At 53.7% G+C, this 18,028-nt stretch carries 15 protein-coding genes; 10 read left to right on the plus strand and 5 right to left on the minus strand.

The genetic code is table 11. From position 1 onward, the window contains the following. Nucleotides 1–474: 474 nt before the first annotated feature. A complete protein-coding gene (ampG, locus tag KW828_RS11475) occupies nucleotides 475–1,950 on the minus strand; it encodes a muropeptide MFS transporter AmpG (protein ID WP_218336475.1) in 1,476 nt (491 codons plus the stop codon). A gap of 43 nt (nucleotides 1,951–1,993) precedes the next feature. Next, a complete protein-coding gene (locus tag KW828_RS11480) occupies nucleotides 1,994–2,572 on the minus strand; it encodes a lipoprotein (protein WP_218336476.1) in 579 nt (192 codons plus the stop codon). 306 nt (nucleotides 2,573–2,878) lie between these two features. Between KW828_RS11480 and bolA the strand changes: the two genes are divergently transcribed. The 9 genes from bolA to KW828_RS11525 all read left to right on the plus strand — a co-directional run bounded on the left by bolA (nucleotide 2,879) and on the right by KW828_RS11525 (nucleotide 13,270). Next, the gene (bolA, locus tag KW828_RS11485; RefSeq protein WP_218336477.1) at nucleotides 2,879–3,196 is read left to right on the plus strand and encodes a transcriptional regulator BolA; all 318 of its coding nucleotides are present in this window, start codon (nucleotides 2,879–2,881) and stop codon (nucleotides 3,194–3,196) included. Between the two features lie 348 nt (nucleotides 3,197–3,544). Next, nucleotides 3,545–4,843, plus strand: a complete 1,299-nt coding sequence (tig, locus tag KW828_RS11490; protein ID WP_218336478.1) for a trigger factor — start codon at nucleotides 3,545–3,547, stop codon at nucleotides 4,841–4,843. 284 nt (nucleotides 4,844–5,127) lie between these two features. Next, nucleotides 5,128–5,751, plus strand: coding sequence for an ATP-dependent Clp endopeptidase proteolytic subunit ClpP (gene clpP / locus KW828_RS11495; RefSeq protein ID WP_032616835.1), 624 nt, complete (start codon nucleotides 5,128–5,130; stop codon nucleotides 5,749–5,751). A 124-nt stretch (nucleotides 5,752–5,875) separates the two neighbouring features. After that, on the plus strand, nucleotides 5,876–7,150 hold the full coding sequence (gene clpX, locus KW828_RS11500) for an ATP-dependent protease ATP-binding subunit ClpX (protein WP_088220229.1): 1,275 nt from the start codon (nucleotides 5,876–5,878) through the stop codon (nucleotides 7,148–7,150). Between the two features lie 184 nt (nucleotides 7,151–7,334). Then, entirely contained in the window at nucleotides 7,335–9,689 is a 2,355-nt protein-coding gene (gene lon / locus KW828_RS11505) for an endopeptidase La (protein WP_088220228.1), read from the plus strand. A 210-nt stretch (nucleotides 9,690–9,899) separates the two neighbouring features. After that, a complete protein-coding gene (gene hupB / locus KW828_RS11510) occupies nucleotides 9,900–10,172 on the plus strand; it encodes a nucleoid-associated protein HU-beta (protein WP_002444653.1) in 273 nt (90 codons plus the stop codon). Between the two features lie 202 nt (nucleotides 10,173–10,374). Beyond that, complete coding sequence (ppiD, locus tag KW828_RS11515) at nucleotides 10,375–12,249, plus strand: peptidylprolyl isomerase (protein WP_218336479.1); 1,875 nt, start codon at nucleotides 10,375–10,377, stop codon at nucleotides 12,247–12,249. A 145-nt stretch (nucleotides 12,250–12,394) separates the two neighbouring features. Continuing rightward, entirely contained in the window at nucleotides 12,395–12,775 is a 381-nt protein-coding gene (locus KW828_RS11520; protein ID WP_218336480.1) for a helix-hairpin-helix domain-containing protein, read from the plus strand. Nucleotides 12,776–12,871: 96 nt separating this feature from the next. Continuing rightward, entirely contained in the window at nucleotides 12,872–13,270 is a 399-nt protein-coding gene (locus KW828_RS11525; protein WP_218336481.1) for a YbgC/FadM family acyl-CoA thioesterase, read from the plus strand. A gap of 221 nt (nucleotides 13,271–13,491) precedes the next feature. On the opposite strand, the gene queC is transcribed toward KW828_RS11525, so the two are convergent. Next, nucleotides 13,492–14,187 carry a 7-cyano-7-deazaguanine synthase QueC gene (gene queC, locus KW828_RS11530; RefSeq protein ID WP_218336482.1) on the minus strand — a complete coding sequence of 232 codons (696 nt, stop codon included), beginning with the start codon at nucleotides 14,185–14,187 and terminating at the stop codon, nucleotides 13,492–13,494. 61 nt (nucleotides 14,188–14,248) lie between these two features. Beyond that, nucleotides 14,249–15,946 (minus strand): SgrR family transcriptional regulator, encoded by a 1,698-nt coding sequence (locus KW828_RS11535; protein WP_218336483.1) that lies wholly within the window; start codon nucleotides 15,944–15,946, stop codon nucleotides 14,249–14,251. A gap of 97 nt (nucleotides 15,947–16,043) precedes the next feature. On the opposite strand from KW828_RS11535, the gene cof reads away from it, so the two are divergent. Continuing rightward, nucleotides 16,044–16,862, plus strand: coding sequence for an HMP-PP phosphatase (gene cof, locus KW828_RS11540; protein WP_218336484.1), 819 nt, complete (start codon nucleotides 16,044–16,046; stop codon nucleotides 16,860–16,862). A 43-nt stretch (nucleotides 16,863–16,905) separates the two neighbouring features. On the opposite strand, the gene KW828_RS11545 is transcribed toward cof, so the two are convergent. Further along, on the minus strand, nucleotides 16,906–17,952 hold the full coding sequence (locus KW828_RS11545; protein ID WP_218336485.1) for a PLP-dependent cysteine synthase family protein: 1,047 nt from the start codon (nucleotides 17,950–17,952) through the stop codon (nucleotides 16,906–16,908). Nucleotides 17,953–18,028: the final 76 nt, after the last annotated feature.

Below are 18,028 nucleotides of genomic sequence, written 5' to 3' on the forward strand. Positions count from 1 at the left end.
TTAACGACCTCAATTCCACGGGGATCAGGTGGCGCTTAAAGTGTGCGGGCATTTTACGGGAAGGTTACATTACTGTAAACATGAATGGCGCGGTGTCAGCGAGGTGTAACCGGGTTCTGCCGCGCGCGTCACATAGAATGCAACAATCTGTAAAAATTCGCGATCGCCTAAGTTACACCTATGTTAGAACAAAACTCCGCCCTCCACTTAATAGAATCGGCTAATTGGTATAACCAATCAGCTTTAATTACAAATCATTAACATTAATTCAGCATTTAAAGAACATAATCAGTGAGAAATAATTCATAACGGTGCTGAATCGTTTAAGAGTAGTCATTATTTTAAAGCGCACAAAATAATTAAAGAAATTTAAGTTTGCGCGAACGAATAATAGCGACTAATGGCAATTTTATTGCTCGATAATTAATCAAAAAATAATAACTGGGGTAAATTAAAGGCCCGGTGTTAACCGGTTCAGATGAGACGAGTTTTGCGCAGGGCGAGGTAGTCCAGTACGCCGCCGTAAACGATGCCGCCTATGGCCAGCAGCGCTCCGCACTCAAGCAGTTGCAGCCCGAACGCCCAGTCGGTAAGGCCGGTCGCATTCAAAAGCAGAGTAATCAGCCAGCCAGCAATCAGCGCGCATCCTGTTGCGAGGATCCGTAATGCCAGTCGGTAGGCAGGAGCATATTGGGTACGCGGGATGAAACTGTCCGTTTGCTGAGTAAACTCCAGCGTCTGCTTACACACCAGCAGCAGAAGCAATCCGGGAATGGCGGCAAAAACCGAGAACAGATAAAACGTTGGCCAGCCATGTGCCTCTACAAACCAACCGGCAATGGGACCTACGTATACACGTCCGACCGCAGACAGCGCTGATAGCAGGGCAAACTGCGTGGCAGAGAAAGATTTGTTACACAGGGTCATCAACAGGGCGACAAACGCCGCCGTACCCATGCCGCCGCACAGGTTTTCAAAGAATACCGCCGCGGCCATGCTGTAGAGGTGTTTGTCGGTTACTGACAGCCACCAGTAACCGGCATTGGAGACTCCCTGTAGCACGCCAAAGATCAGCAGCGCGCGGAACAGCGTCAGGCGTTGCATCAGCACGCCGCCATATAACGCCCCGACAATGGTCGCGATCAGTCCCAGCGTTTTGTTCACCACGCCCACCTCACCGGCATCAAAGCCGACGCCACGGATGAGAAAAGTGGTGGTCAGGCTCATGGCAAACGCATCGCCCAGCTTATAAAGGACGATCAGCAGCAAAATCAACCAGGCGTTGTTGCGGCCAAAGAAATCACGTAGCGGCGCGACAACCGCCTGCTCAAGGGATTTCGGTACCGGGATAACATCACTGGGTTCCGGTGCCAGCAGGGTGGCGATGATGCAGGGGATCAGCAGGGCGGCCATCAGCCAGTACATGCCCTGCCAGCCAAGCCATTTATCCGCCAGCCACAAGGCCAGCCCGCCGGAAACCAGCATGCCGAGCCGATAGCCCAGTACGCTGATAGCCGCACCCGCACCGCGTTCCTCTGCGGGCAATACGTCGGTTTTCCAGGCGTCGAAGACAATGTCCTGGGAGGCCGAGCAAAATGCGATCACCACCGCCAGCGCCGCCATCCAGCGTAGCTGGCTGACCGGCTCCAGAAATCCCATCGCAGCAATCGCCACCAGCAGCAATATCTGTGTGGTCAGCAACCAACCGCGACGCCGCCCTAAAAATGACGGTGTATAGCGATCCATCACCGGCGACCACAGGAACTTAAAGACGTAGGCCTGGCCGACCAGTGAAAAGAAACCAATGGTTTTCAGATCGATATTTTCGACGGTCATCCACGCCTGTAGCGTGCCTGACGTCAAGGCAAGCGGTAAACCGGAGGCGAAACCCAGGATTAGCAGGATTGCTGATTTTGGTTGCTGGAAAATGCGCAGGTAGTGATTTGACATAAGAGGAGCGCTGACCCGACGGCTGCCGGGTCAGCGGACAGAATTAACGCGCGTTCTGTTTGATGAATTCGTGGATGCTCACGTCCTGAGACATGTCCGCGATGGTATCGGTCAGTACGCTGTTTACCGCATTAGCAATGTTCTCGTTTTTAGCGGTGAACGCCCCTTCAACGGAGTAGCTTGCGCGATAGTTTTTGGTCATCTTGTTGCCGTTAGCCGCGGTGGCAATAATAGCAATATCGGCTTTGGTGGCGATGTTGTAGCGCACGTTACCCTGCGACACATCGGCATAAAGCTGATTCACGATGATCTGCAGGTTTACCGGACCGTTCGGGCCGACCATATAACCACGTGCGGTCATCTGTTTTTCCAGCACTTCCTGCAGCAGGAAACGTAAATCGCGAGTTGCGGTCAGGGTGACTAGCTGATTGTCGCGCGTAACTTTCGCCAACGCCTGATCCTGACGTTGATCGGCACCGTTAATGCTAACGGTGACGCCCATCAAGCTGGGATCCTGCTGCGGGAGAGTAATTTTTGGTGAAACATCAATCGTATTTGGCGGAGTTGCGCAGCCTGCGAGCATAAACAGGGCGACCAACGGGAAAAGCAGTTTTTTTAACATGTCGGGGGCTCTCGGAAGATCGGATGCTTATTAAGAGAATAATTCTCGCCATCATAACATTGCCAACAGCGGCGGCAACCAGGGAACGCATGTAAATTCATCGCCTTGTCTGTTTTCTGACCATTCATACGTTTTCTGCGCGTCAAACTTGGCCTTGAGGGTTACCTTGCCTGATTGATTAATACCTTTGAATGAGAAAAGCGCGCAAAAGCTAAATATTTGTTTTTTTGATGTTATGAAAGTGGTAAAAGCGGCTAACATTTAAAGGGAAGGGTGAGCTCTGATCGTCGTCGGAGGAATAAAATCATGATGATGCGTGACCAAATCGAATCAAAATTAAGCGCCGCGTTTGAACCCGCGTTTCTCGAAGTTGTTGATGAAAGCTATCGTCACAATGTACCGGCCGGTTCAGAAAGCCATTTCAAAGTCGTTCTGGTAAGTGATCGCTTTGCAGGCGAGCGTTTCCTGACGCGCCATCGTATGATTTACAGTACGTTAGCGGAAGAACTGGCAGGTTCCGTACATGCGTTAGCTCTGCATACTTACACTATAAAAGAGTGGGAAGGATTACAGGATACCGTGCTGGCATCACCACCATGCCGGGGGGCAGGCACCATCGCCTGATAAATCGTATTTGCAACCGCTGGAACTTTTCCAGTATGTTGCGTACAGAATATGTGAAAACGGCCTGCGGGCCGTTTTGTTTTGCCTGAGTTTTGTTCGGTTTGCGCCAAATTCAGACAAAAATTAGCCGGGAATTGTGAAAAATGCCGATCTGGTACGCAATAACCGTTCTCGACTCATAAAAGTGATGCCGCTATAATGCTGCGTCTTATTTTTCGGAATGTCTTCGGGATGATTCTGGTGACAGGGAATGTATATCTGATTCAAGAGAACATCCCGGTACTGTGAAGCCAAACTTACACGAGCTTCCAGAGTTGACCGAGCACTGTGATTTTTTGAGGTAACAAGATGCAAGTTTCAGTTGAGAACACTCAGGGCCTTGGGCGCCGTGTAACGATCACTATCGCTGCTGACAGCATCGAGACCGCTGTGAAGAGCGAGCTGGTTAACGTAGCGAAGAAAGTTCGCATCGACGGCTTCCGCAAGGGCAAAGTACCGATGTCCGTAGTTGCTCAGCGTTATGGCGCATCTGTACGCCAGGACGTGCTGGGCGAACTGATGAGCCGCAACTTTGTTGATGCGATCATTCAGGAAAAAATCAATCCGGCTGGCGCACCTAACTATGTGCCGGGCGAGTACAAACTCGGTGAAGACTTCACTTACTCTGTTGAGTTCGAAGTGTATCCCGAAGTGAAACTCTCTGGTCTGGATACCATCGAAGTTGAGAAGCCGGTTGTTGAAGTGACCGAAGCTGACGTTGATGGCATGCTCGACACCCTGCGCAAGCAGCAGGCGACCTGGAAAGAAAAAGACGGCGCTGTTGAAGCTGAAGACCGCGTGACTGTTGATTTCACCGGTTCTGTAGACGGTGAAGAGTTCGAAGGCGGCAAAGCCACTGATTTCGTACTGGCAATGGGCCAGGGTCGTATGATCCCGGGCTTTGAAGACGGTATCAAAGGCCATAAAGCTGGCGAAGAATTCACTATTGACGTGACCTTCCCGGAAGAATACCACGCTGAAAACCTGAAAGGTAAAGCCGCTAAATTCGTTATCAACCTGAAAAAAGTTGAAGAACGTGAAATGCCGGAACTGACCGAAGAGTTCATCAAACGTTTCGGCGTTGAAGACGGTTCTATTGAAGGTCTGCGTGCAGAAGTGCGTAAAAACATGGATCGCGAGCTGAAAGGCGCCGTGCGTAACCGTGTTAAGACTCAGGCGATCGACGGTCTGGTGAAAGCCAACGAAATCGACGTGCCGGCTGCGCTGATCGACAGCGAAATCGACGTCCTGCGTCGTCAGGCTGCACAGCGTTTTGGTGGCAACGAGAAACAAGCGCTGGAACTGCCGCGTGAACTGTTCGAAGAACAAGCTAAACGTCGCGTAGTTGTTGGCCTGCTGTTGGGTGAAGTGATCCGTACCCACGAGCTGAAAGCTGACGAAGCCCGCGTTAATGCGCTGATCGAAGAAATGGCATCTGCCTACGAAGATCCGAAAGAAGTGGTTGAATTCTACAGCAAAAACAAAGAGCTGATGGAAAACATGCGTAACGTTGCGCTTGAAGAGCAGGCTGTTGAAGCCGTGCTTGAAAAAGCGAAAGTGACTGAGAAAGCCACTTCCTTCAACGAGCTGATGAACCAGCAGGCGTAAGTTTCGCCATTACGTACTACATCTGACCACAAAGCCCGTCACTTCACTGTGCCGGGCTTTTTTATCATCCTGACTTTTTAGGATGAGTGCTAAAAGCGCGTTTCAGTGTTAGCGTTAAGCCAAAAGCTTGTTATGCTTGAAATAAGGCGTAGCCATCCCCATTACAGGGAGACTGACAGAAGTGTTCTTGCTGAATATCCGTCCAGGGCGGTCGTAGTCAGACCAGTCATACTCAAGTAGAATCGGTCCAGCAGGTTTATTTATTTTTTATCCAGGAGACGGACATGTCATACAGCGGCGAACGAGATAACTTTGCACCCCATATGGCGCTGGTGCCAATGGTCATTGAACAGACCTCGCGCGGTGAGCGTTCTTTTGATATCTACTCCCGTCTTCTTAAGGAACGTGTCATTTTCATGACCGGCCAGGTCGAAGACCACATGGCTAATCTGATTGTGGCGCAGATGCTGTTTCTGGAAGCGGAAAACCCGGAAAAAGACATTTACCTGTATATTAACTCTCCAGGTGGTGTGATCACTGCCGGGATGTCGATTTACGACACCATGCAATTTATCAAGCCGGACGTCAGCACCATTTGTATGGGACAGGCTGCCTCTATGGGCGCATTCCTGCTGACTGCGGGCGCCAAAGGCAAGCGTTTCTGCCTGCCGAATTCGCGCGTCATGATTCACCAACCGCTGGGTGGCTATCAGGGCCAGGCCACGGACATTGAAATTCACGCGCGTGAAATCCTGAAAGTTAAAGGGCGCATGAATGAACTTATGGCGCACCATACGGGTCAATCTTTAGAACAAATCGAACGTGATACTGAACGTGACCGCTTCCTCTCTGCTCCGGAAGCAGTCGAGTACGGTCTGGTCGATTCGATTTTGACCCATCGTAATTAATGCTCAGGCCAGACGTGTACCGCTATAATCATTAAGAGCGGCACCCTGCAGGTAGCGTCCTGCGCCTGGATTGGCATTTGCGTCGTCGTGTGCGGCACAAAGAACAGAAAAGAGGTTTTTACTCATGACAGATAAACGCAAAGATGGTTCGGGCAAACTGTTGTATTGCTCTTTTTGCGGCAAAAGCCAGCATGAAGTGCGCAAGCTGATTGCCGGGCCGTCCGTGTATATCTGCGACGAATGTGTTGATCTGTGTAATGACATCATTCGCGAAGAGATCAAAGAAGTTGCGCCGCATCGCGAGCGTAGCGCGCTGCCGACGCCGCATGAAATCCGTCACCATCTGGATGATTATGTCATTGGTCAGGAACAGGCCAAAAAAGTGCTGGCCGTAGCGGTTTACAACCACTACAAACGTCTGCGTAACGGTGATACGAGCAACGGTGTTGAGCTTGGCAAAAGTAACATTCTGCTGATCGGCCCAACCGGTTCCGGTAAAACGCTGCTGGCCGAAACGCTGGCACGCCTGCTGGATGTGCCGTTCACCATGGCGGATGCTACCACCCTAACCGAAGCTGGCTACGTGGGTGAAGATGTGGAAAACATCATCCAGAAGCTGCTGCAAAAATGCGACTACGACGTGCAAAAAGCGCAGCGCGGCATCGTCTATATCGATGAAATCGACAAGATTTCTCGTAAATCTGATAACCCGTCCATCACCCGTGACGTTTCCGGTGAAGGCGTGCAGCAGGCGCTGTTGAAACTGATTGAAGGCACTGTTGCTGCTGTTCCGCCGCAGGGTGGACGCAAGCATCCGCAGCAGGAGTTCCTGCAGGTTGATACCTCCAAGATCCTCTTTATCTGTGGCGGCGCGTTTGCAGGCCTCGATAAAGTGATCTCCCATCGTGTAGAAACCGGCTCCGGCATTGGTTTTGGCGCGACGGTAAAAGGGAAATCTGAAAAACCGCAGGAAGGCGAACTGCTGGCCCAGGTGGAGCCGGAAGATCTGATCAAATTCGGTCTGATCCCTGAATTCATCGGTCGTCTGCCGGTTGTTGCCACGCTGAACGAACTGAGCGAAGACGCACTGATCCAGATCCTGAAAGAACCGAAAAACGCCCTGACCAAGCAGTATCAGGCGCTGTTTAATCTGGAAGGGGTGGATCTTGAATTCCGCGACGAAGCGCTGGATGCCATCGCCAAGAAAGCGATGGCGCGTAAAACCGGTGCACGTGGCCTGCGTTCTATCGTTGAAGCCGCGCTGCTCGACACCATGTACGATTTGCCGTCCATGGAAGATGTCGAGAAAGTGGTCATCGATGAGTCCGTCATTCAGGGTCAATCCAAACCAATGCTGATGTATGGCAAACCGGAAGCGCAGCAAGCTTCTGGTGAATAAATCGCCAAAACATACAGTCAGTTAATAAAAAAGGGGGGATTTTATCTCCCCTTTTATTTTTCCTGTTCCCCGACGTTGAATGTCCGGGAAACATCCCCATATACTGACATACATGTTAATGGTTGCGTGAAGCACAGTCATGCCACCTGATTACCTGGCGGACACTAAACTAAGAGAGAGCTCTATGAATCCTGAGCGTTCTGAACGCATTGAAATCCCCGTATTGCCGCTGCGCGATGTGGTGGTTTATCCGCACATGGTCATACCCTTATTTGTAGGGCGGGAAAAATCTATCCGTTGCCTTGAAGCCGCCATGGATCATGATAAAAAAATCATGCTGGTCGCGCAGAAAGAAGCGTCAACGGATGAGCCGGGTGTAAATGATCTTTTCACCGTCGGGACCGTGGCCTCTATTTTGCAGATGCTCAAACTGCCGGACGGCACCGTAAAAGTGCTGGTCGAAGGTTTGCAGCGCGCGCGCATTTCAGCGCTGTCTGACGACGGGGAACACTTCTCCGCGAAAGCGGAGTACCTGGAATCGCCGGCCATTGACGAGCGCGAGCAGGAAGTGCTGGTACGCACGGCCATCAGCCAGTTCGAAGGCTATATCAAGCTCAACAAAAAAATCCCACCGGAAGTGCTGACGTCGCTGAACAGCATCGACGATCCTGCACGTCTGGCTGATACCATCGCCGCGCATATGCCGCTGAAACTCGCGGACAAACAGTCCGTATTAGAGATGTCCGACGTGAACGAACGTCTGGAATATCTGATGGCGATGATGGAATCGGAAATCGATCTGCTGCAGGTTGAGAAGCGCATTCGTAACCGCGTGAAAAAGCAGATGGAGAAATCCCAGCGCGAGTACTATCTGAACGAGCAAATGAAAGCCATTCAGAAAGAACTCGGCGAAATGGACGACGCGCCGGACGAAAACGAAGCGCTGAAGCGTAAGATCGACGCGGCGAAAATGCCGAAAGAGGCAAAAGAGAAAGCCGAAGCAGAACTGCAGAAGCTGAAAATGATGTCTCCGATGTCGGCTGAAGCGACCGTGGTACGTGGCTACATCGAGTGGATGATCCAGGTACCGTGGAACGCGCGTAGCAAGGTGAAGAAAGACCTGCGTCAGGCGCAGGAAATCCTTGATAGAGACCACTACGGTCTGGAACGCGTGAAAGACCGCATTCTTGAATACCTTGCGGTGCAGAGCCGTGTGAACAAGCTGAAAGGGCCGATCCTGTGCCTGGTCGGGCCGCCGGGGGTGGGTAAAACCTCTCTGGGTCAGTCTATCGCGCAGGCCACCGGACGCAAATATGTGCGTATGGCGCTGGGCGGCGTGCGTGACGAAGCGGAAATCCGCGGGCACCGTCGCACCTATATCGGTTCTATGCCGGGCAAACTGATCCAGAAAATGGCGAAAGTGGGCGTTAAAAACCCGCTGTTCCTGCTTGATGAGATCGACAAAATGTCCTCGGACATGCGTGGCGATCCGGCATCGGCTCTGCTTGAAGTGCTGGATCCGGAACAGAACGTTGCGTTCAGCGATCACTACCTGGAAGTCGATTACGATCTGAGCGATGTAATGTTTGTCGCCACTTCCAACTCGATGAACATTCCGGCACCGCTGCTGGATCGTATGGAAGTGATCCGTCTTTCCGGTTACACCGAAGACGAAAAACTGAACATCGCGAAGCGTCACCTGCTGTCGAAGCAGATTGAGCGTAACGCACTGAAACCGGGCGAAATCACTGTTGATGACAGTGCAATCATCGGCATTATCCGTTACTACACCCGTGAAGCGGGCGTGCGTAGCCTGGAGCGTGAAATCTCCAAGCTGTGCCGTAAAGCAGTGAAGCAACTGCTGCTGGATAAATCCGTGAAGCATATCCACATCACCGGCGATAACCTGCACGAGTTCCTGGGCGTACAACGTTTCGACTATGGTCGTGCCGATGATGAAAACCGTGTCGGCCAGGTGACCGGTCTGGCGTGGACGGAAGTGGGTGGCGATCTGCTGACCATTGAAACCGCCTGCGTGCCGGGCAAAGGTAAGCTGACCTACACCGGCTCTCTGGGTGAAGTAATGCAGGAATCTATTCAGGCAGCGCTGACCGTGGTGCGTGCACGCGCAGAAAAACTGGGCATCAACCCGGATTTCTACGAGAAACGCGACATCCACGTGCACGTACCTGAAGGGGCGACCCCGAAAGACGGTCCGAGCGCCGGTATCGCTATGTGTACCGCGCTGGTCTCCTGTCTGACCGGTAACCCGGTTCGCGCTGATGTGGCGATGACCGGTGAAATCACCCTGCGTGGTCTGGTTCTGCCGATCGGCGGTCTGAAAGAAAAACTGCTGGCGGCACACCGCGGCGGCATCAAAACCGTGCTGATCCCGGACGAAAATAAACGCGATCTGGAAGATATTCCGGACAACGTGATTGCCGATCTGAAGATCCACCCGGTGAAGCGCATTGAGGAAGTTCTGACTCTTGCCCTGCAAAATGAGCCGTCAGGCATGCAGGTCGTTAGCGCAAAATAGTGACCTCGCGCAAAGAGCACTAAGAAAAACAAGGCTGGCAGCGCATTTCGGACTTGCCAGCCTTTTTTTGTATAGCTAATTTAGATTGCTGCCTGGATGTGTCATCATCAACTGATGTTGTAAGGGCATGACAGGCCTGATATAACTGCTGCGCGGTCGCTCTGTGAAGGATTCAGGTGCGATATAAATTATAAAGAGAGGAAGAGAAGAGTGAATAAATCTCAACTGATAGACAAAATTGCTGCAGGGGCTGATATCTCTAAAGCTGCGGCTGGACGTGCGTTAGATGCTTTAATTGCTTCTGTTACTGAATCTCTGCAGGCAGGAGACGACGTGGCACTGGTAGGTTTTGGTACTTTTGCTGTTAAAGAGCGTGCTGCCCGTACTGGTCGCAACCCGCAAACAGGCAAAGAGATCACCATCGCCGCCGCGAAAGTTCCGGGTTTCCGCGCAGGTAAAGCGCTGAAAGACGCGGTAAACTAAGCGCGATCTCCTAAGGGATTGTGACAAAGTACAAGGGCGCATCAACCGATGTGCCTTTTTTATTTGTAATTGCCCAATTAATCGGCCCTGATGGGCTGACATTTACCCCGGTTTCTTGTCACAATACGGGTTTGCGCGCGGCGGCAGGATAAGCAGTGTTGCGTGGGGCCTCAAGTCATCTACAGCGGAGTGTTGCTACACCATGATGGACAATTTACGCACGGCGGCTAATAGCGTTGTGATCAAAATCATTTTCGGGATCATTATCGTGTCGTTCATTCTGACCGGCGTGAGTGGTTATCTGATTGGCGGCAGTGATAATTATGCCGCAAAAGTGAATGGCCAGGAAATTGGTCGCGGACAATTCGAAAATGCCGTTGCCGGTGAACGTAACCGTATGCAGCAACAGCTGGGAGAGCAGTTCTCCGAACTGGCCTCGAACGAAAATTACATGAAAACCATGCGTCAGCAGGTGCTGGATCGTCTTATCGACGAAGCGCTGCTGGACCAGTATGCCCGCCATCTTGGCCTTGGCATCAGCGATGAGCAGGTGAAGAACGCGATTTTCGCCACCAAAGCTTTCCAGAATAACGGCACTTTTGACAATACCCGCTATAACGCGCTGGTGAATCAGATGGGCATGACTGCCGATCAGTATGCGCAAGCCCTGCGTAATCAGATGGTGTCTCAGCAGCTGATCAACGCCATTGCTGGTACCGATTTCATGCTGAAAGGCGAAACCGATGAACTGGCGACCCTGGTCGCGCAACAACGTGTCGTGCGCGAAGCGACTATCGATGTCAATGCGCTGGCCGCGAAGCAGACGGTGACCGAGCAGGAAATCACCAGCTACTACGAGCAGAACAAAAACAACTTCATGTCGCCGGAACAATTCCGCGTCAGCTACATTAAGCTCGATGCCGCCAACATGCAGCAGAATGTGAGCGATGCCGACATTCAGTCGTACTACGATCAGCATCAGGATCAGTTCACCCAGCCGCAGCGTAACCGCTACAGCGTTATCCAGACCAAAACTGAAAACGAGGCGAAAGCCGTTCTCGAAGCACTAAATAAAGGCGCAGACTTCGCCCAACTGGCGAAAGAGAAATCCTCCGACATCATCTCTGCCCGTAACGGCGGCGATATGGGATGGCTGGAAGCGTCTACTACACCGGATGAACTCAAAAACGCCGGTCTGAAAGAAAAAGGCCAGCTGTCTGGCGTGATCAAATCCAGCGTCGGTTTCCTGGTGGTGCGTCTTGATGACGTTGAACCGGCGAAAGTGAAACCGCTGGCTGACGTTCGTGACGAACTGGCTGCAAAAGTGAAGCAGGAAAAAGGCCTTGATGCCTTCTATGCGTTACAGCAGAAAGTGAGCGAAGCGGCGAGCAATGACAACGTCTCCCTTACCGGTGCTGAACAGGCCGCAGGCGTGAAAGCCGTGGAAACCGGCTGGTTTGGTCGTAACAACCTGCCGGAAGAGCTGAACTTCAAACCGGTTGCTGATGCCATCTTCAATGGTGGTCTGGTAGGCGAAAACGGCACGCCGGGCAGCAACTCTGACATCATCACCGTTGATGGCGATCGTGCGTTCGTGATCCGCGTGAGCGAGCACAAGCCGGAGGCCGTGAAATCACTGGATGAAGTGAAAGCCCAGGTCACCGACATCGTTAAGCACACCAAAGCGCAGCAGCAGGCCAAACTGGATGCTGACAAACTGCTGGCGGCCCTGAAAACCGGTAAAGGTGACGAGGCGCTGAAAACGGCAGGTCTGAGCTTCGGCGAAGCGAAAACGCTGTCCCGTACCGGTCAGGATCCGCTGAGCCAGGCAGCCTTTACGCTGCCACTGCCTGCAAAAGATAAACCGTCTTACGGCGTTGCTAATGACATGCAGGGCAATGTGGTGCTGCTGGCGCTGGATGAAGTGAAAGCGGGTACCATGCCGGAAGAGCAGAAAAAAGCGATGGTGCAGGGTATCACCCAGAACAACGCACAAATCGCCTTTGAAGCGCTGATGACCAATCTGCGCAAAGAAGCAAAAATCAAAACGGGTAGCATCGTGGATCCTCAGCAATAACGAGGCGCCTCGCAGCTTTATGTAACCCACTGCAATATTTAAAGGCCGCTTTCGCGGCCTTTTCCATTTCTGCACGTTGCTGTTTGCACCCTGTTAGCCGCCTGTTTATCGTGAGATGGCTGTCAACAAACAAGGAGATAACAGCATGAAACGTGGAATCAACGCCCTCATTATTACCCTTAGCCTTGCCTGTGCAGGCATGACACACAGTGCCGTTGCGGCGACCGCAACCGCTAAACCTGCGGCGACGCAAGCGAAAGCAGAGGCCAGGCCGGACGCGCAAAACGTCACGCAAGTAAAGGAGGCGGCAAAAGCTGGTGATGAGGAAAGTACCAAAGTCAGTATTAACACCGCCTCCGCTGAGGATCTGGCTCGTGTGCTTAACGGTGTAGGGTTGAAAAAAGCGCAGGCGATCGTCAGCTACCGGGAGGAATACGGGCCGTTTAAGACAGTGGAGGATCTCAAACAGGTGCCGGGAATGGGCAATGCGCTGGTGGAACGTAACCTTGAGCGCTTAACCCTGTAGATTTTGGGGTTGCGGAGTCGCTAAATTTTGCCAGGATAAAGAGGTCATACCAGTGATGGCCTCTGTTCCTATAACAAAATAAAAGGTTAAAGCGCTATGCAGACTCAAATCAAAGTTCGTGGATTTCATATCGACGTTTACCAGCATGTCAACAATGCCCGCTATCTGGAGTTTCTGGAAGAAGCCCGCTGGGATGGCCTGGAAAACACCGACAGCTTTCACTGGATGTCCGCCCGCAACATCGCCTTTGTGGTGGTGAACATCAATATCAACTACCGCCGCCCGGCCGTGCTGGGGGATCTGCTGACCATCACCAGCCACATCCAGCAGCTAAACGGCAAGAGCGGCGTATTAAGTCAGGCGGTGACGCTGGAGCCGGAGGGCGAGGTGGTCGCCGATGCGCAAATCACCTTTGTCTGTATCGACCTGAAAACCCAGAAGGCGCTGGCACTGGAAGGGGAGTTGCGTGACAAATTACAGGCGTTGATGGGGTAAAGATATTTGCGTCTGTTGCCGGGTGTCGCTTTGCTTACCCGGCCTACGGTTACAACCTTGCGTATGCGGGCTTGTTGCCGGATGGCACTGCCGTTTACCCGGCCTGGAGGTTCGACGTTGTGTGGATGGGTATGGATGCCGGGTGGCTTTATGATAACGCTTTGCCCAACGTGTAGGCCCGGCAAGCTTGCGCCGCCGGGCAACAGGGACGGACGCAGGCGTTACGCCAGCCCCGTCTTTTTCTTCATCGCCGCCATCACACCGCTTTTATCCGCCAGGTAATGATTGAGGCCGTTGGCGCGCAGATTACAGGCGGCGCACTGGCCGCAACCGTCGCCCTTGATCCCGTTGTAGCAGGTCAGGGTCTCGTTGCGGATCAGCTCCAGTTTGCCCCAGTGATCCGCCAGCGCCCAGGTTTCCGCTTTGTCGAGCCACATCAGCGGCGTCTCGAAGCGAATATCTTTTGCCATGCCGAGGCTGACGGCATGATGCAGCGCTTTCACGAATTCATCGCGGCAGTCCGGGTAGCCGGAAAAATCCGTTTCGCAGACGCCGGTTATGATCGCTTCTGCCTGGACCTGATAAGCATAAATGGCCGTCAGGGTTAAAAACAGAATATTGCGCCCCGGCACAAAGGTGTTCGGAATGCCGCTGGCATCCGGCTCATAGTCCGGCACCGGAATGCTGTCGCGTGTCAGGCTGCTGACCGCCAGTTCATTAAGCAGCGTCACGTCCAGCACTTTGTGGGCGCGCGCACCCAGTTTCAGCGCCAGCTCACGGGCCACGTCAATCTCAGCACGATGACGCTGTCCATAATCAAAGGTCACGCAGTGAACTTCATCATACTGCTGTAACGCCTGTACCAGACAGGTGGTGGAGTCCTGACCTCCGCTAAAGACGACGACGGCACGTTTCATAATTCTTCCCGCTAATAAATAAAACGCTATGGTAGCGTCTGGCGGCGTGCGCGACCAGCCCTCACGCATCCGGCGCGGGCAGCCAGGCCTCGCTGAAATCAAACCAGCCACGGGTATTCAGACGGATCCCCTGGACGCCTGGCGGCGCGCTAATCTGATACTGATAGTTAAACAGCGGCGTCAGTACCGCCTCGTTCATCAATCCGCTGAATACGTCCTGCAGATCGGCACAGCGCGCCTGTTCATCCGGCTGACGTTGTACCGCATCCAGCGTCGCCTGAAGATGGGCAAAGCGGGAAGCGGGTAACAGGTTAGGCCACAGCGGATCGCAACGTAACCACTGTTCGAGGGTATATTCCGGCGCTTCGCCGATCAGCCGATCCCCCATCATTAAATCGGCGGTGGCCAGCCCGTTACAGTTATCCCAGTTTTTCGCATCATGGAAGATCACCGTCAGCTCACAGCCCAGGCCAGCAAGATAGCGTTTTAGCTCCTCTGCCATGGTGTGTAGTTCCACCGGCAGGTGATAAAGCAGCGTCAGTTTCTCCGGCAGCGCCACCGTTTCATCTGTCCACTGCGGCATCGCCCAGCCGGGCAAAAGTTCCCGGCTCGGGGTGATCAGATTTTCATCCAGCGGCAGCGTCTGCAACAGGCCGCTCTGATGGACGATCTGCACCAGCCGCCGCGCCTGCGCCTTGCTCAGCCTGCTGCTGATGCGCTGGGCGAGGTAACAAAATCCGAGGCTGATACCGTTGCTGACCTGCCGTAAATGGATCAACTCATCCGGCTTGCCGATGGTGATCTGCACCGGGTGGCGGCAGCTGCTGCCCAGATCCTGCTCGAACAGCTGCGGGGTGATCCAGTATTCCACCGCTTTTAACAGCGGGTGGCTGAGATGGTAATGCTCGTGGCTTTCAAGACGCACCAGCTCCGGGCTGAAGGAGACGAGGCGGAAGGGGCCGGTGCCGACCAGCGGATGCTGCGGATGCGCCAGACGACTACCATAGCTTGCCAGACGGTGCGCCAGCCAGTGATCCGCCTGATGCAGCGTAAACAGCAAACAGTGCGCATGGGGGACGGCGATCTCCGCCACACTGTTAAACAGCTTGCGCAGATCGGGCAGGGTCAGCAGATGCAGCAAACGCGTCTGTAATTGCCGGGCGTTTACCGCATCGCCGTTATGCCAGTGCAGGGTAGTGCGCAGATGAAAGCGCCAGCGCAGACCATCAGCAGACACCTCCCAGTGGTGCGCCAGATCGCTCTGCGGCTGACGGTTATCGGTAGTAAAGCGCGTTAAGCCGGAAAAGATCTGTCCGGCGAGATGCTGCTCGGCACGGCCCGGCAGAAAACCCGGATGCAATGGCTCCAGGGGGCGATAGTAAGGAATACGCAGCGTCGGTGTGTCGTTTTGCCACAGGCCGCCCAGAAACGGATGCAGCAGATTGCGCAGCGCCTCCGGCGGTAGCTGTGCCAGCGCCAGCGCACTGTGCTGCTGCCCTTCATTCAGGGCCTGTTCCAGCAAGGTGTTGCGCAGCGAACCCGGTGTGACGTGAAAATTCAGCACACCGCGTTTTCCGCGCCCGGACTGCGCCTGCCAGCTGATCCAGCCGGCGGCTTCCATCTGCCGCAGCAGGGTGCGCATATGGCGGTCGCTGCAAAAACAGCGCTCCGCCAGTCCGGCTACGCTGGCATGCTGCGGTTCGCCATCGGAAAACTGCCACAGACGCTGGTACTGATTGAGTCGATTTAACTGGCGCATAAACCCGGAACAAATATCCTGAAGTATTCACTATTACTTCCGTATATCTCAGGCAATACTGGTTCACAAGTTTTCACATCACAAAATCGAGAGGATCATGGCGCGACTGGCTGCATTTGATATGGACGGCACATTATTGATGCCTGACCATCGTTTGGGCGAGCAAACGGTAGATACCCTGCGCCGCCTGCGCGATCGTGATATTACGCTGGCTTTCGCCACCGGGCGTCATGCGCTGGAGATGAGGCATCTGCTGGGGATGATCACCCTGGAGGCGTATCTGATCACCGGTAACGGCACGCGCATTCACTCGCTGGAAGGCGAACTGCTGCACCGTCAGGATCTCAGCCCGGACGTCGCTGAACAGGTGATCCACAATGCATGGGATACCCGCGCGAGCCTGCATGTGTTCAACGACAGCGGCTGGCTTACCGGGAAAGCGATGCCGATGCTGCTCGATTTTCATATCGACAGCGGTTTTAAATACCGGGTGGTGGATCTCAAAGCACTCAGCCCGCACGACGTCACCAAAATCTGTTTTTGTGGCGATCATGAGGATCTCGACCGTTTGCGCGTTCAGTTGCATGAGGCGCTGGGCGAACGGGCGCACATCTGTTTCTCGGCGTTTGACTGTCTGGAAGTTTTGCCTGTCGGCTGTAACAAAGGCGCGGCGCTGACGATCTTAAGCGATCGGCTGGGGATCGCTATGCAGGATTGCATGGCCTTTGGTGACGCAATGAATGACCACGAAATGCTCGCCGCCGTCGGGCGCGGCATGATCATGGGTAACGCCATGCCGCAGTTACGCGCGGCGCTGCCCGATTTACCGGTGATCGGACACTGTCAGAATCAGGCCGTATCGCACTTTTTAACACATTGGCTGACTACGCCACATCTTCCTTATTCCCCCGAATAACGAGCTTTGTCAGCAAGCCGGGTCAGTGTAAACCCGGCTTTTTTTATGCCAGCAGTCGGGCGATTTCCGCTTTCCACGGCGTCACATCGCCGATGTTCGCCTGCACCCAATTCGCATTGTAATAGGTATCGAGATAGCGCTCGCCGCTGTCGCACAGCAGGGTCACGATCGAACCGGTTTTACCCTCATCGCGCATTCTGGCGGCCAGCGTCAGCGCCCCCCACATATTGGTCCCGGTGGAGGCACCCACTTTGCGGCCTAACTGCGTTTCCAGCCATTGTGCGGTGGCAACGCTGGCGGCATCCGTCACGCGCAGCATCTCGTCCACGACATCCGGCACGAAAGACGGCTCAACGCGCGGGCGACCAATCCCTTCGATTTTACTGCCCACCGGGCTGCGCAGGCTGGTGTCGCGGGTTTGCCAGTAATCCAGAAAGACCGAGTTTTGCGGATCCACCACCATCAACTGTGTGTCGTAGCCCTGACAGCGCAGATAGCGGCCAATGGTCGCTGACGTGCCGCCCGTGCCGGCGCTCATCACGATCCACGTCGGTTCCGGGTGCGGTTCGCTCTGCATCTGGCGGAAAATACTGTCGGCAATATTGTTATTGCCACGCCAGTCGGTCGCGCGCTCGGCATAGGTAAACTGATCCATATAATGGCCGCGCAACTCCCGCGCCAGAATTTCGGAGGCGGCGTAGATCTCACAGGCGCTCTCCACGAAGTGACAGCGTCCACCGTAAAATTCAATCTGTTCGATTTTGCGTTTTGCCGTACACGACGGCATCACCGCGATAAACGGCAGGCCCAGCAGACGAGCGAAGTAGGCTTCCGATACCGCCGTGGAGCCGGAAGACGACTCAATAATCGGCGTGCCTTCTTTGATCCAGCCGTTACACAGACCATATAAAAACAGGGATCGCGCCAGGCGATGCTTCAGGCTCCCGGTCGGATGGGTGCTTTCGTCTTTTAAATAGAGCTGGATGCCCGGAAAACCCGGCAGCGCCAGACGGATAAGATGCGTATCCGCCGAGCGTTGATAATCGGCATTAATTTCACTGATGGCATGTTTAACCCAGGTATTTTTCATGGCGCGGATCCGTTTGTCATTTTGTGCCCAGCTTAGCGGAAAGCACGGAAAAAATTGTTGCTTTTTAGCCTTTGAA

This window comes from Enterobacter sp. ENT03 (assembly GCF_019218745.1).
In the GTDB taxonomy this organism is placed as follows: Bacteria; Pseudomonadota; Gammaproteobacteria; order Enterobacterales; family Enterobacteriaceae; genus Enterobacter_D.

Excerpts from the sequence above, each read along its gene's own strand:
- KW828_RS11520 (WP_218336480.1), top strand. The coding sequence starts at position 12,395 with ATGAAACGTGGAATCAACGCCCTCATTATTACCCTTAGCCTTGCCTGT.
- clpP (WP_032616835.1), top strand. The coding sequence starts at position 5,128 with ATGTCATACAGCGGCGAACGAGATAACTTTGCACCCCATATGGCGCTG.
- tig (WP_218336478.1), top strand. The coding sequence starts at position 3,545 with ATGCAAGTTTCAGTTGAGAACACTCAGGGCCTTGGGCGCCGTGTAACG.
- cof (WP_218336484.1), top strand. The coding sequence starts at position 16,044 with ATGGCGCGACTGGCTGCATTTGATATGGACGGCACATTATTGATGCCT.
- KW828_RS11545 (WP_218336485.1), bottom strand. The coding sequence starts at position 17,952 with ATGAAAAATACCTGGGTTAAACATGCCATCAGTGAAATTAATGCCGAT.
- ppiD (WP_218336479.1), top strand. The coding sequence starts at position 10,375 with ATGATGGACAATTTACGCACGGCGGCTAATAGCGTTGTGATCAAAATC.
- KW828_RS11480 (WP_218336476.1), bottom strand. The coding sequence starts at position 2,572 with ATGTTAAAAAAACTGCTTTTCCCGTTGGTCGCCCTGTTTATGCTCGCA.
- lon (WP_088220228.1), top strand. The coding sequence starts at position 7,335 with ATGAATCCTGAGCGTTCTGAACGCATTGAAATCCCCGTATTGCCGCTG.
- KW828_RS11535 (WP_218336483.1), bottom strand. The coding sequence starts at position 15,946 with ATGCGCCAGTTAAATCGACTCAATCAGTACCAGCGTCTGTGGCAGTTT.
- bolA (WP_218336477.1), top strand. The coding sequence starts at position 2,879 with ATGATGATGCGTGACCAAATCGAATCAAAATTAAGCGCCGCGTTTGAA.
- queC (WP_218336482.1), bottom strand. The coding sequence starts at position 14,187 with ATGAAACGTGCCGTCGTCGTCTTTAGCGGAGGTCAGGACTCCACCACC.
- KW828_RS11525 (WP_218336481.1), top strand. The coding sequence starts at position 12,872 with ATGCAGACTCAAATCAAAGTTCGTGGATTTCATATCGACGTTTACCAG.
- clpX (WP_088220229.1), top strand. The coding sequence starts at position 5,876 with ATGACAGATAAACGCAAAGATGGTTCGGGCAAACTGTTGTATTGCTCT.
- ampG (WP_218336475.1), bottom strand. The coding sequence starts at position 1,950 with ATGTCAAATCACTACCTGCGCATTTTCCAGCAACCAAAATCAGCAATC.